At 40.6% G+C, this 12,510-nt stretch carries 10 protein-coding genes and 1 pseudogene; 8 read left to right on the top strand and 3 right to left on the bottom strand.

The window, feature by feature from the left end:
* The first annotated feature begins 1 nt into the window (after nt 1).
* Together HRQ85_RS11125 and HRQ85_RS11120 are read left to right on the top strand one after the other, a co-directional pair.
* Complete coding sequence (locus HRQ85_RS11125; protein WP_172379621.1) at nt 2-1,006, top strand: metal-dependent hydrolase; 1,005 nt, start codon at nt 2-4, stop codon at nt 1,004-1,006.
* A gap of 210 nt (nt 1,007-1,216) precedes the next feature.
* On the top strand, nt 1,217-2,836 hold the full coding sequence (locus HRQ85_RS11120; protein WP_172379620.1) for an endonuclease: 1,620 nt from the start codon (nt 1,217-1,219) through the stop codon (nt 2,834-2,836).
* 407 nt (nt 2,837-3,243) lie between these two features.
* Here HRQ85_RS11120 and HRQ85_RS11115 read toward each other — a convergent pair whose 3' ends face one another.
* Complete coding sequence (locus HRQ85_RS11115) at nt 3,244-4,218, bottom strand: helix-turn-helix domain-containing protein (protein ID WP_172379619.1); 975 nt, start codon at nt 4,216-4,218, stop codon at nt 3,244-3,246.
* A gap of 393 nt (nt 4,219-4,611) precedes the next feature.
* Between HRQ85_RS11115 and tatA the strand changes: the two are divergent.
* The 3 genes and pseudogenes from tatA to HRQ85_RS11100 all read left to right on the top strand — a co-directional run.
* Nucleotides 4,612-4,731: pseudogene (gene tatA, locus HRQ85_RS11110) on the top strand (twin-arginine translocase TatA/TatE family subunit); the annotation flags it as partial.
* Between the two features lie 11 nt (nt 4,732-4,742).
* Nucleotides 4,743-6,056, top strand: coding sequence for a membrane dipeptidase (locus tag HRQ85_RS11105; protein ID WP_172380056.1), 1,314 nt, complete (start codon nt 4,743-4,745; stop codon nt 6,054-6,056).
* Between the two features lie 113 nt (nt 6,057-6,169).
* Nucleotides 6,170-7,009, top strand: coding sequence for a hypothetical protein (locus HRQ85_RS11100; RefSeq protein WP_172379618.1), 840 nt, complete (start codon nt 6,170-6,172; stop codon nt 7,007-7,009).
* A 380-nt stretch (nt 7,010-7,389) separates the two neighbouring features.
* Here the strand turns inward: HRQ85_RS11100 and HRQ85_RS11095 are convergent, their stop codons facing one another.
* Nucleotides 7,390-8,379 (bottom strand): helix-turn-helix domain-containing protein, encoded by a 990-nt coding sequence (locus HRQ85_RS11095; RefSeq protein WP_172379617.1) that lies wholly within the window; start codon nt 8,377-8,379, stop codon nt 7,390-7,392.
* 263 nt (nt 8,380-8,642) lie between these two features.
* On the opposite strand from HRQ85_RS11095, the gene HRQ85_RS11090 reads away from it, so the two are divergent.
* The 3 genes from HRQ85_RS11090 to HRQ85_RS11080 all read left to right on the top strand — a co-directional run bounded on the left by HRQ85_RS11090 (nt 8,643) and on the right by HRQ85_RS11080 (nt 11,809).
* Nucleotides 8,643-9,890 carry a dipeptidase gene (locus tag HRQ85_RS11090; RefSeq protein WP_048606598.1) on the top strand — a complete coding sequence of 416 codons (1,248 nt, stop codon included), beginning with the start codon at nt 8,643-8,645 and terminating at the stop codon, nt 9,888-9,890.
* A gap of 91 nt (nt 9,891-9,981) precedes the next feature.
* Nucleotides 9,982-10,557, top strand: coding sequence for a FixH family protein (locus tag HRQ85_RS11085; protein WP_048606601.1), 576 nt, complete (start codon nt 9,982-9,984; stop codon nt 10,555-10,557).
* Complete coding sequence (locus tag HRQ85_RS11080) at nt 10,544-11,809, top strand: cytochrome-c peroxidase (protein ID WP_048613656.1); 1,266 nt, start codon at nt 10,544-10,546, stop codon at nt 11,807-11,809. The genes HRQ85_RS11085 and HRQ85_RS11080 overlap by 14 nt, the downstream gene beginning before the upstream one ends.
* A 57-nt stretch (nt 11,810-11,866) precedes the next feature.
* Here the strand turns inward: HRQ85_RS11080 and HRQ85_RS11075 are convergent, their stop codons facing one another.
* The gene (locus tag HRQ85_RS11075) at nt 11,867-12,292 is read right to left on the bottom strand and encodes a hypothetical protein (RefSeq protein ID WP_048613658.1); all 426 of its coding nucleotides are present in this window, start codon (nt 12,290-12,292) and stop codon (nt 11,867-11,869) included.
* Nucleotides 12,293-12,510 lie beyond the last annotated feature (218 nt).

Here is a 12,510-nt window from a genome sequence, read left to right as displayed (position 1 = left end):
TATGGATCCTTTAACGCAGGGCGCGTTAGGCGCTTCTTTGTCACAATCGGCCAGCAAAAAACAACATTTGGTTGTTGCTGGGGTATTAGGGCTGCTCTCCGGGTTGGCTCCAGATTTAGATGCACTGATTAAGTCTCAAAGTGACCCTTTGTTGGCTTTGGAGTTTCATCGACAATTTACCCATTCACTCTTCTTTATCCCCGTTGGCAGTTTGATCTGTGCCTTGGTTCTGCATCATCTGATTGCAAAAAGACGTGGGCTTTCTTTCAAACAAAGTTGGCTGTTTTGTGCTCTGGGTTATGGCACTCATGCACTGTTAGACGCTTGTACCACTTATGGTACGCAGTTACTTTGGCCTTTCACCAACGCGCGTTTTGCTTGGAACACCATATCAATCATCGATCCCGTTTATACGCTTCCCATCTTAATTTTACTTGTGTGTGCAACGTTGAAACGAGCGCCTTGGCTCGCGCGTGTCGCGTTTGCTTGGGCGCTAATTTATCCAACATTAGGGATGATTCAACGAGACAGGGCAGAGGCGGTTGGGTGGCAATTAGCGCAAGAAAGGCAACACACACCGATTCGATTAGAGGCAAAACCAAGCTTCGCTAATATCTTGGTGTGGAAAGTGGTGTACGAAACAGAGGCTCAATATCATGTAGACGCAGTGCGGGTTGGCACATCGGTAAATGTATCTCCCGGAGAGTCGATTGCGAAACTGAATGTGAGTCAGGATTTACCTTGGCTAGACCCAGATTCCCAACAAGCCAAAGACATTGAACGTTTCCGCTGGTTCTCGAATGGTTATATTGCTCAGGACCCAACAGATGAGCTGCGTATTATCGATGTCCGATATTCAATTGTACCGAACCAAATGAAAGCACTTTGGAGTATCAAGCTATCAAAAACTGTTGATGCAAACACACATGTAAAATACGAAACTCACAGAGACAATACACCAGAATCGAGACAGATCTTTTTTGGTATGCTCAATGGCGATAAATGAGCTAGTTCTAAACAGTAAAAAGGCTGAGTCAGATAACCTGCTCAGCCTTTTTTATTCCTTTATTTAACAGGTCGATGTTACATTGATTTACATCACATATATTAATAAAACCCATAATGATTACATTTATAAATGTGATGTATACCTCCATTAATTTTTTGATTACTTTCTAAGCTTAGTTGGTTTTTATCCCATTAAACAGAAGGTTATATGATAAATAGAATAATAACACTAAGTGGCGTTGCATTACTTTGTTCAGCGAGTGCGCATGCGCAAATGCAAAATGGAAGTTTCGAAAACTGGGAAGGAAACGTACCATCTGGTTGGAGTGTGATTGACTCCGGCATTGCACTTTCGCTCTCTACCGATCCTGTAAATAACGGCAGTTTCTCAGCACAAGTAACAGTGAATACAAGTACTCAAAGTAATACCGACTTTCTTCAAACGATACGTGTTGAAAAAGGGAAAACTTATGATTTCTCTGTCGATGTTTACCACACGGAAGGCAACGTGAAAGCTCGCCTTTTTGTTGATGGCTATTTAGGTTACTCGAATAATGGTTTAACGAATCAGTGGCAAGCATTGACTCACTCGTACAGCGCTACGAGCACTAAAGATATCGTTGTGGGCGTACGATTTTATGATGATGCAGGTTTTGATGGTTCGGAAGCTGTGTATTTAGATAACTTTCAGCCTACGGAGTCTCCACCAACACAAAGCTGCAATGACACAAGTGCCGCACTCACGCTAGTTACGGATAACTATGGTTCTGAAACCAGTTGGTCTCTCAAAAACTCAGTTTCTCAAAATCTTTATTCTGGTTCAGATTATAAAAATAACACCATCAATGAAGTGGAAATGTGTTTAGCAGATGGTAACTACACCCTAGAAGTCTCAGACTCTTATGGAGATGGAATGTGCTGCAGTGTGGGGAATGGTTCATACAGTTTGTCGGTAAATGGAACCGTTGTGGCATCTGGTAGTGATTTCCAAGCAAGTCAGAGTACAGAATTTACGATTGGTGGCTCAACGACTACACCACCAACTGAACCTCCAGTGTTAGGTGAGTATTACAAAGACGCTGAAGGCAAAGTGGGCTTTGCGTTAAAAACGGCCTTATATCAAATTATTGATAATCATAGTAGTCAGGGTTACACCGCTATTTGGAGGTTGGTGTCTGAGGCTGACCTAGACGCATACTATGACACTGATGGGTCAATTCTCGATATGTATTCTGAGAAACCTTCAGGCTTAGATTCAATCCAATTTACTAAGGTGGCCGATCAATGTGGTCAATACAGCAAAGAAGGTGATTGCTACAACCGTGAGCACTCATTCCCGAAAAGCTGGTTTGGTGGGAAAGTCGAACCAATGAACTCTGACGGTCACCATTTATTTGCCACTGACGGCTACGTTAACTCGAAACGTAGTAATTGGCCATTTGGTGAGGTGAGTAGCGCGACATACACATCAAGCAATGGTTCTAAGTTAGGCAATGCAGCGAACTCTCTTGGTTATGTGGGTACGGTGTTTGAGCCAATTGATGAATTTAAAGGTGATTTCGCAAGAGCATATTTCTACATGGCAACACGCTATGAAAATGAAATCGCTAATTGGGAAGGGAACTCTACAAGCTCTGATGCGGTTCTAGATGGAACCAATACAACTGTTTTTGAACCTTGGCTACTTACTATGCTAAAGCGTTGGCATTCTGATGATCCAGTAAGTCAAAAAGAAATCGATCGGAATAAGGCGGTGCATGATTTTCAAGGGAATCGTAATCCGTTTATTGACCATCCAGAGTTTGTAAGCCAAATCTGGGGAAATTAATCGGAATATAACCACCGTGACAATGGTTTCATGATTATTGAATTGAGCCCAACCCTTTGTTTGGGCTTTTTTATTGAGAGGCAGTAGAGAACATGATTTTAAATATTTGAAAAAGCATATTGTCTGAAGACCCGTATACTTGTCAGTGATCTGCACCATCAATACTGGACGCTACGTTAAGCGACTTTCCATAACTTTAGTTATCTCTGAATTGTTGATTTAGGGGAAGCTGTAACTCATTTATGCCCCAAGGCAAGTTACGGCTGACTACTACTCAAAATAAAAGAAGTAGATTTGCCTTACATTAAGTAATTCTGAAAATGTAGAAGTAATACCAGGTTGCCCCTAGATATTAACGATTTATTTAGTGCTTAGCTACGGACTAAACCATCAGAGATAGATGGCAGTTAAGAGTTTGTTTTCCTATATTTTAAAGGTGTAATACCGAAATGCTTTTTGAATGACCGAATGAAATTCGGTGTATTACTGTAACCAACCTCAGCCGCAACCAAATCAATTGATAGTGATTGATTGAGCAACAGTGTTGTTGCTACTTTCATTCGATACTCTAGTACCAAGCTAGAAAAATCGCTCTTCTTACGCTGCAATTGAGCTCTTAATTCTAGCTTAGAGACGCCGCAAAATTGGGCAGCTAATTCCATGCTCAAATTGTTAATATTGCTAGCAATGTACTCATTCACTCGAGATGTAAAATCTATGCTTATTTTCTCCTCGGTGAGCAATTCAGCGTTACTTTTAATTGTTGATGACGATAGGTTTAACCAGTTACTAGGAAACTGTATTGCAAGCCGGTTTTTAAATGCTTTGATAACGGTGAATGGCGCAGAGGGAGGTATCGCTTCAGGGTGGGGTAATTTAATAATAACTTTTTTCGAATCAGCCGCTTTGTCTAAATGACTTAATATTGCTGTAGCCACAAAGGTGCAGAAAAATGAGTCTGCTTGCCAAGTTGATCCTTCGAGCAATTGGCTCCTATCACCGTAAATGATTACATAATCTTTATTGATCAGTAGGTTGTATTCACTAATGGCTGATTCTGTGTCGAAGTTCAATACGAGTTGGCTCAGTGCGGTAAGCAAAGAGTCAGAATGAATTAGGATTTGAGTGAAGGGATTCAGGTTGTCATTGATGAGTTGTTTGCCAACAGTATGCCCTAGATATGGATCGTCCATTTCATCCGATATTTTGTTTACGAGGCTGTTAATCAAAACCGATGACAACACATCACTAGGAGTAATCTCATTAATTGTCGATACACCTAATTCTTGCTGAAAATCTGATACTAAGCCACCTTTCAATTGGTATTGCTTTAAGAAAGGAATTAGAAACCTAACTCGGTTTACTGGTACATTCTGAGCCACAATTTGTAGTCCTTTATTTACGGAATCTATTGTTGTTGACGGTGGTGTGTGTGAAATTTTAGTCGCTTACTCACGATCATTCTTGCTTCTCTTAAACATTAAACTCTCTCTTAAAATCCTTAATAAGCGCGCCAATTAATCAAAAGATTAGGTCCTTACATTAACGAACTCAACATATAAAATTATCATTTGTGATAAGGATATCACTCAGTAATTCTCCAATGATAATTTTCACCAAGTTTACATATTCCCCCGTACATTTTTGCTTTTTAATAGCGTCATCTCTTACGAAATAGCCAAATTGTTTCAAAGAAGTTATTGCTTACTTTGGAAAGCTAAACAGAAATGGCCTCAGAAAATAGCCGGTCAAAAATTAACATTGAGGGTGAACTAATGGCTCCATCACCAGCACAACTATTAATCATAGCGGTAATTATCGCTCTTATATTCGGAACAAAAAAACTACGCACTATCGGTAAAGATGTAGGCGGTGCAGTTAAAGATTTTAAAGAGGAAACAAAATAATGAATTCACGTCGCAATTTTTTAAAAGGTATTGGAGCTGTTGGCGTTGCTACAGCGGGTGTTGCAGTTTCATCTGGAGCTTTAGCTGGTGTAAGTTCTAAAGCGTTTGCAGCCGATCTAACCGCCAAGGCAAAGCTTGATGAGCGTGGGTTCATCTACTTTGGTGAAGAAAAAAACGTTCAAGAAGACTATATGAAGTCAATGACGATGAGGGCTAAGCCGTTTGACTTCGGACTATCAGCAGAACAAGAAGCCAAAGCTTCTGCTATCACCTCTCGCACAATGGTATTTGATGGTGAGTTTGAGGTTGACTACTACAAATCACTGTTCCCCAACATGCTAAGTAATAAAGCTAAAGCCGTTGGCGGTTCGATGACTTTAGGCGTAATGGGGCTCGACCTAATAAATGGCCGTAGTGGTAATGAGATGGAAGTCATTCCAACAGATTGGTTCCATATGAATACACTAGATCGTGATCTAGAGTTTGTTAAGCAAATGGAGGCCAATGAACCTATCAAGATCTGTACGTCGTATGACGACTATATGCAAGCTAGTCGAGAGGGTAAGGTTGGTGTTTTCTTTGACGTTCAAGACTCTAAGTGGTTGGATAATGACTTTGACCGAGTGAAAGAATACAAAGAGAAAGGCATTCACCGCATGCAGTTGACTTACAACTCAAATAACCATTTAGGTGGTGGTTGTATGGACACAATGGATCGTAGCCGCGATCCGGGCGTAACTGGTTATGGTCGCCGTTTTATTGATGCGATGAACGAAGCCAAAATACTGGTTGATGTTGGCCACTGTTCACCTAACACTGCGGTTGATGCAGCTACTCATTCAAAATCACCAATCATTTGTTCACATGCTGGTATCCGTGACCTTGCACCAAGCAATCCACGTACACACTGGCTAGCTGACATGAAAAAGGTAGCAGATAAGGGGGGGGTTTTTGGTATTGTAGGTGTACCAGGTGCACTAAAAGATGGTCTTACCGTTGGTAACGTTGGTCACTTTGTTGATGCAATACACTTCGCTGCTAACTACTTAGGTGTTGACCATGTAGGTTTTGCCTTAGACCAAGTACAAGCAGCTTCGTTTGACGAATTCATGACATCTCCTGACTGGCCAAAAGAAGCTGTTGAAGCTGTAAATGTTGACGTGTGGCCTTGGCAACAAAACTTTGCTGGTATGGAAAACCAATCTGGTTACTTCAATCTAGTACGTGGCCTAGTAGGCAAAGGTTACTCTGAAGCTGACATCCATAAAATCATGGGTGGCAACATGCTTCGTCTTATCAAAGAGGTCTGCTAACTCCCTCATTATAGTTCGACACCTTGCGATATTTTTGTCGCAAGGTGTAGTCACAATTTAATGTGCCCCATAACTAGTGGCGCTGTACGTCTAACAATAAAATGACCATAAATATGAATCCATATAAAAAATTACTGACTCTAGTTTTACTAGTAGTAGTTTCTGGAGCTATGGCAGAGGATGGAGTCTCTAAGAAAAATAATGCCCAATCAGAAGAAGAAGCCGCAGCGAGGGAGCTTGCGAACCCTAATACCGCCTATGCGAGTTTAAATTTTAAGTTTCAAAACTTTAGTGGCTATGAAAGTGGTGGGAGTAGCTTTAATACAACCTTCCAACCGGGGCTTCCTTTCCCACTGGATAACGGCGACAAAGTGATTTTCCGACCAGCAATCTCTTATATGAGTAATGATTTTAACATAAAGGGTCAGAAAGTAGATTCAGGTGTGTCAGATATATCATTTGATTTGGCTTACGCTGCATCTTTTGCTGGTGATCCAACAAACTTGATGGCTGTGGGGGTGTTTGCGACGGTCCCAACAGGCTCTGAGTCTTTGACTGGTGATCAGTTTGCAGCGGGACCAGAATTGTTTCTAGCGAAGCTTAGTAGCAAGCGCATAGTTGGTACTTTAAATACGCACCAGTGGGGTATCAAGAACAATGGGACAAAAGAGGATGTTAACCGTACTGGCATTCAAATCCTTTGGGTTGAGATAGCAAGCGGCGGCTGGACTTATGGCTCTACACCGCAGATGAGCTATGACTGGAATACTAATCAAGCTGAGATACCTTTGAACTTAATGGTATCAAAAACAACAATGATAAGTGGGCGCCCCTGGAAGTTTTCGATAGAGGCGAACTATTATCTTGAGAAAGATGAAAAATCACGTCCCGACTTCATGCTAGGTTTTAACGTGAGTCCAGTAGTTGAAAACAAACTCGCTAGGTTATTTTAGTTCTTGTTCTCTCTTTAACTTAGCAACCGTCTATCCAGGCATGGTTGCCAATGAACGTTTCTGGCAGCCATACTTCTTATGTGAACCATGAAGGTTTAATTTCCAATTGCCCGATTAGTAGGGGCTCGTTTATCCCAGCCTACAGCGCTGCCTATTGAAGTGTCCGGGATCATTAGACTAGGACACTAACAAAAGTTGTAGAGTTGAAGGGTAATATAGTTTGTCGGAAATGAACCTTTAAAATATTGCCATAACGATACGATTACCAAAGTTTGAGCAATTTTCAGCTCGCTTTGGGCAATCCTGAGTTACAGTTTTTAGTTAGGGTATTACAAAAAAGCTGTAATCTGGCTGAAAACTCACAATACCACTGTCAATAGCTAGCTCTCAGCTCCCCTAACATTGATAGAATTTCTATATTTCAGTGGAGTCTCTCCGCATCGATTTTTAAACGCACGACAAAAGTTTGCGGTTGATACATACCCTAACTGTAAAGCAATCTCTTCAATAGACCATCGATTATCATTCAAGAGCTCACAAGCCTTTTCGATCTTTATCTTTAACAAAAACTGGGGAAAAGTTAGCCCATCAGATTTAAGCCTACCTTTAAACTCACGGACAGACATACCAGCCATTGTTGCAACTTCTTTCATCGTTACACGTTTAGCCTTGTTAGTTGCGAAAAGCTCCGTCGTTATAGTTTCTGAGTAGTCTTGGTTAATAGTTGTTATGGTACAATTCGAACTATAAACTTCTAGCCATGCGCTAGGAAATTGAATAGAAATATGATTCTTAACAGATTTAACCATGCTTTGCTTCGGGATCAACTCGTTAGGAATTAGGCTAGGGTCTGTGAGCTGTATAAGGAATGAGTCACCTTGCCACTTATTTGTGATTTTGCTTTCAATTAAACCTAAGAAGAAACCTACAAAAGTTGCATCGCCTTGTCGCCTATCATTGACTTCTGAGTCGTAGGTACGTTTACCTGAAATCGTTACAAAGTCACTGCTCACTATATATTGATGGCTACCTGCAGTAGACTCTGAATCAAAATGACGAATAACAGCGCTCAAACAGTCATTCAGTGAACAATCTTCACTTAAAAATTGAGCAAATGGCCCATTTTTTTTCTGCGCCATCTCCCATCCAATATTGAAACCTAGTGTTTTCTCACCCATCAATTCAGACATTTGAACAACCGCTATATTCATAGTTTTAGAAGTAAGCAATTGGTTAGGGTCTAATAAAGTTTCAAAAGAAATGCCTTCTAATATTGTAATATCTTTAATGTCAAACCCCTTTGATAAGTAATACTTAACAAACGGAATGAGCATAGTCATTTTATTAAGCGGGGCAGGTTTACTTGGCATAGAAGCTCTCAATTTCGTCAAAAACATTCACTACAGGATGTTCTATATCCTATCACCATCACAACTCTTTGAAAGGGTTCAGTTTCCTTCTCAGTCAAAACATTCATCATCGCTCGCTCCTTCAGGAAATTATCAATCCATTGAATGAAAAATCTCATATGTAATTGTTCTAGTAACTGATATTGATCTAGTCTAAGTAGGAACTAATATGTGTTTGCTTTCAGTGCAAATTTATAACATGGACTGTTAAAAAAGGAACTTACATGAGCACTTCCAAATATTCACGTCGCGACATGCTCGCAATGTCGGCAAAAGCAACAGCAGCTGCTGCTTTTGCAAGTCAAATGCCTTTCGCTTTTGCCGCTGGCAAAGAAGATATTTATGGTGGTTACAGCGGTAACAAAGACTACAAATTCATTAAGACACCCGCTACAGTTTACGATTTTGGACTGACTCCAGAACAAGAGCTTCAGGCGGCCGAGATTCATAAGAAAAGTATTGTATTCGATGCGCTAATGGAATGTACTTTCTATCCTGAGTTGATTCAAAACGCAAAAATTGGTGGCCTTACATCAGGTAACTTCTCAATTGGTATTACTGACATGTTTGGTTGGAGACCTGACAACATGTTTGACCCTGATGAATGGTGGACTTGGGAAGCTGTTACCAAAGATTTAGCAAGAATACCGGGCTTAATGCGTACGTTCAGTGATGATGCAATGGCCACTTATAATGCTGCCGATATCATTGAAGCTAAAATGCAAGGGAAAGTCGGCTTCATGCCTGGCACTCAGAACTTACAGTTTATGGGGCGCGATACTCGCCGAATAAAAGAAGCATACGATATGGGGCTTCGTATAATCCAGCTAACTTATAATCCTACGAATATGATTGGTTCTGGTAGCATGGAAAAAGTAGACTCTCGTTTTGGTTTATCTACTTTAGGTGAGCGCGCAGTTGGCGAAATGAATCAACTAGGCATGCTTGTTGATACTGGTCATTGTTCTCCAAATACAATGATCAAAGCGGCTCAAGTTTCAGAAAAACCAATAGCAATCTCTCATGCTGGCATGATCTCAAAAGTCGATCAGTTCCGTGCTACTACTGATGAAGCATTACGTGTTGTCGCAGATCGAGGTGGTGTTGTGGGTGTTATCAGCACACCAGGAGCTATCGCAGGCAGTGACCGCTGTACTGTAGAGGACTATATTGACAATATCGAACATGCAATAAATATCGCTGGTATTGATCATGTGGGTATTGGTTCTGATTTCATCATCCCAGGTTCATTCGAGCAAATTTTAACTGCACCTTCTTGGGATCCTGAGGTTGCTGCAAGTATTGGTAGCTTCGAAGTGTGGCCATGGTCTGACGGCCATGTAGGCTGGGAAAATAACGCAGCTTATCCAAATATGACACGTGGACTACTAAAACGTGGTTATAAAGAAGATGAAATTGCCAAAGTTCTTGGTGGAAACTTCTTACGTTTGATTAAAGATACAATAGGTTAATCTAGTCTCATTTAATATTTAACTCACAAGTTAAACTGTTCCTACATTTTTCTTGTGAGTTTTTTCGATCTCATAACTATAGGATGTATTTATGACTTCAATTTTTCGCCCAAAATCGATATCACTTATTGTACTTCTTTCCGTAATTTCTCATAACAGTTTTGCCATTGATGCATTCGCAAAGATTAAGAAAGAACGACCAATGCACTTAGATACTTCAACGCAGTTAAGCTCAGGTGGTTTGACAATTGGGTATATACCCTTAATGAGTCATAGCAATGTAATGTCAGAAGATATCAAGCATGATGTACCACTGAATAAGATTCACAATTGGACGTTAATGCTAACCCGTAGAGATGGCAGTCCAGTAACGAATGCGGAAATTGAGACCATTGCTGAAATGCCTGAACATCTGCATGGAATGACCACCACACCGGTTATAACTGAAACGATGGTGGAAGGTGAATACTTAATTGAAGGAATGAATTTCCATATGCCTGGTTGGTGGGTGGTAAGCTTTGATGTGTCTGGCTACGGCTCTCGCGCACTTGTGCGGTTTCATCTAGTTGTAGGCGAGGATGGTGAAAATGCTAGCGTGGAACAGATGGATCACAGCAAGCATGGAGATCATTCAAATATGGAAATGAAAGACCATGAGGGTCATTAAGTACATTAAATGGCTAGTAGTTGGTCTACTTGCCAGTTACTCTCTTACAATACCTGCAAGTGACACTTTGCCGCATAAGCTTACATCTTCAACGTTAGATTCGTCAGTAAATTGGAACAACCGAGAATTAGCGTTGATAGATTCGCTACGCCTGTCAAGTTTGCCCTCAATACCAAGTTCGCCTAGCAACCAATATGCGAACAACAAACTAGCGGCTTATTTAGGCGAGAAAATATTCAATGACACACGTTTTAGTCAAAATGGACAAGTAAGTTGCGCCACATGCCATAAGTCAGAATACAATTTTACGGATGATAAACCCGTAGCGATTGGAGTAGGGACAACAAATAGACGCTCTATGCCGACTGTAGGCATGGCTTATCAACATTGGTATTTTTGGGATGGACGTGCTGACTCATTATGGTCGCAAACATTAGGCCCTTTGGAAAATCCATTAGAGCATGGAATATCTCGAACCAAAGTAGCTCAACTAATTCAGCAACACTATTCAACCCAATATCAAACCATAGTAGGTTCTCAACTTGGGGACTTCTCTTTGTTTTCTTCTGCTGCCATGCCAAATGAATTAAATACCAAAAATTCTCAAGCATGGATGAGTATTCGTGAAGACAATCGCGAGGAAATTACTCTGGTATTTGTTAATACAGGAAAATTCTTAGAAGCTTTTTTAAGAACCATTAATCCGCAACAATCGCCTTTTGATAGTTATGCTGATCAGTTATTAGATTCTGATAACAACCTGAAAGAAAATCCATTTTTATCCGCAAAGCAAATTCAAGGACTCAAACTATTTATTGGTAAAGGTAGCTGTATTAACTGTCATAACGGTCCTATGCTGAGTAACGGCGAGTTTCACCATGCAGGGACGCCCACTAGAGACAAAATCGATTTAGGGAGAGCTGATGTTTTGCTTCAAATTGCAGACAATGAATTTGGATGCATGAGCCAATGGAGTGATAATACCAACCCAAATGATTGCCTACACGTGCGTTTCCTGAACAAGCGCGTTGACATTATGGAACAAGCCTTTAAAACCCCATCGTTAAGAAACGTTGCAACTCGCCCACCTTACATGCACGCGGGGCAATTTAAAACCCTTGACGAGGTTCTCAAGAATTACCAGAAAATTGCCAACACAAGCCCTTTAACGGATGAGTTATTCCATGGTGAACTCAGTGATTTAGATCTCGAATACTTAGAAGCCTTTTTACACACTTTAACGACGGATTAAACTAAAAAAACCTATTCCATTGATATTGGAATAGGATTTGAATCCAACTAAATCACTCTATTTTGGTGGATTATAGTTAGACAGAATATCTTGCGCGTTTTGTGCTGACTCTTTCATTTCTAATGTTGAAATAACTTGAGTCGCCGTTGAGTTACCCGCACTTTGAGCGTTTGAGCCATATAATGCAAACATGATAGCAGCAATATCCGTGTCTTTATCACAATCGGCTATGATGTAGGTTTTCAAGTTGTGGACACCTTGGTAGTACCCTGTCACGTCACAGCCAGCGCCTTTAAGTAGTGTTTTTGCGGCTGGGCCTCGGTCTTGTGGGTTCTTTACTAAGCCATTAAATACAGCTGGTGTAGTCACCGCTTCAAAAATGAAACTGTTTTTTCCTTCGTCGCTCTTCGCCGACACAGGTGCAACAAAAACCATAGAAACGGCTAGACCCAGTGTAGATATTACTTTTGTAACAACATTCATATATGTACTCCGATTAAGCTTTCTCTCTATTGTTAGAGAAATAAAAACTATAAAGATTACGCTGCCAACTAATCCTGTGTAGACATCAACTCATGAAATGAAGTGCTCACTTCGTTTCAACTGAACACAGTAAAGCCGATTTAATGACACATATAAATTGAATTTTCGTGAAAATTATCATCAGAACAAAAAATAATAAAACCACCTATCCTAGAGAT

The sequence above is a fragment of the Vibrio sp. Vb339 genome, from assembly GCF_902751245.1.
Lineage (GTDB): Bacteria > Pseudomonadota > Gammaproteobacteria > Enterobacterales > Vibrionaceae > Vibrio > Vibrio coralliirubri.
The sequence above is the reverse complement of the archived record's forward strand: the minus strand, read 5'-3'. Positions and strand labels throughout refer to the sequence as shown.

Excerpts from the sequence above, each read along its gene's own strand:
- HRQ85_RS11080 (WP_048613656.1), top strand. The coding sequence starts at position 10,544 with ATGAGGGTCATTAAGTACATTAAATGGCTAGTAGTTGGTCTACTTGCC.
- HRQ85_RS11100 (WP_172379618.1), top strand. The coding sequence starts at position 6,170 with ATGAATCCATATAAAAAATTACTGACTCTAGTTTTACTAGTAGTAGTT.
- HRQ85_RS11090 (WP_048606598.1), top strand. The coding sequence starts at position 8,643 with ATGAGCACTTCCAAATATTCACGTCGCGACATGCTCGCAATGTCGGCA.
- HRQ85_RS11075 (WP_048613658.1), bottom strand. The coding sequence starts at position 12,292 with ATGAATGTTGTTACAAAAGTAATATCTACACTGGGTCTAGCCGTTTCT.
- HRQ85_RS11120 (WP_172379620.1), top strand. The coding sequence starts at position 1,217 with ATGATAAATAGAATAATAACACTAAGTGGCGTTGCATTACTTTGTTCA.
- HRQ85_RS11125 (WP_172379621.1), top strand. The coding sequence starts at position 2 with ATGGATCCTTTAACGCAGGGCGCGTTAGGCGCTTCTTTGTCACAATCG.
- HRQ85_RS11085 (WP_048606601.1), top strand. The coding sequence starts at position 9,982 with ATGACTTCAATTTTTCGCCCAAAATCGATATCACTTATTGTACTTCTT.
- HRQ85_RS11095 (WP_172379617.1), bottom strand. The coding sequence starts at position 8,379 with ATGCCAAGTAAACCTGCCCCGCTTAATAAAATGACTATGCTCATTCCG.
- HRQ85_RS11105 (WP_172380056.1), top strand. The coding sequence starts at position 4,743 with ATGAATTCACGTCGCAATTTTTTAAAAGGTATTGGAGCTGTTGGCGTT.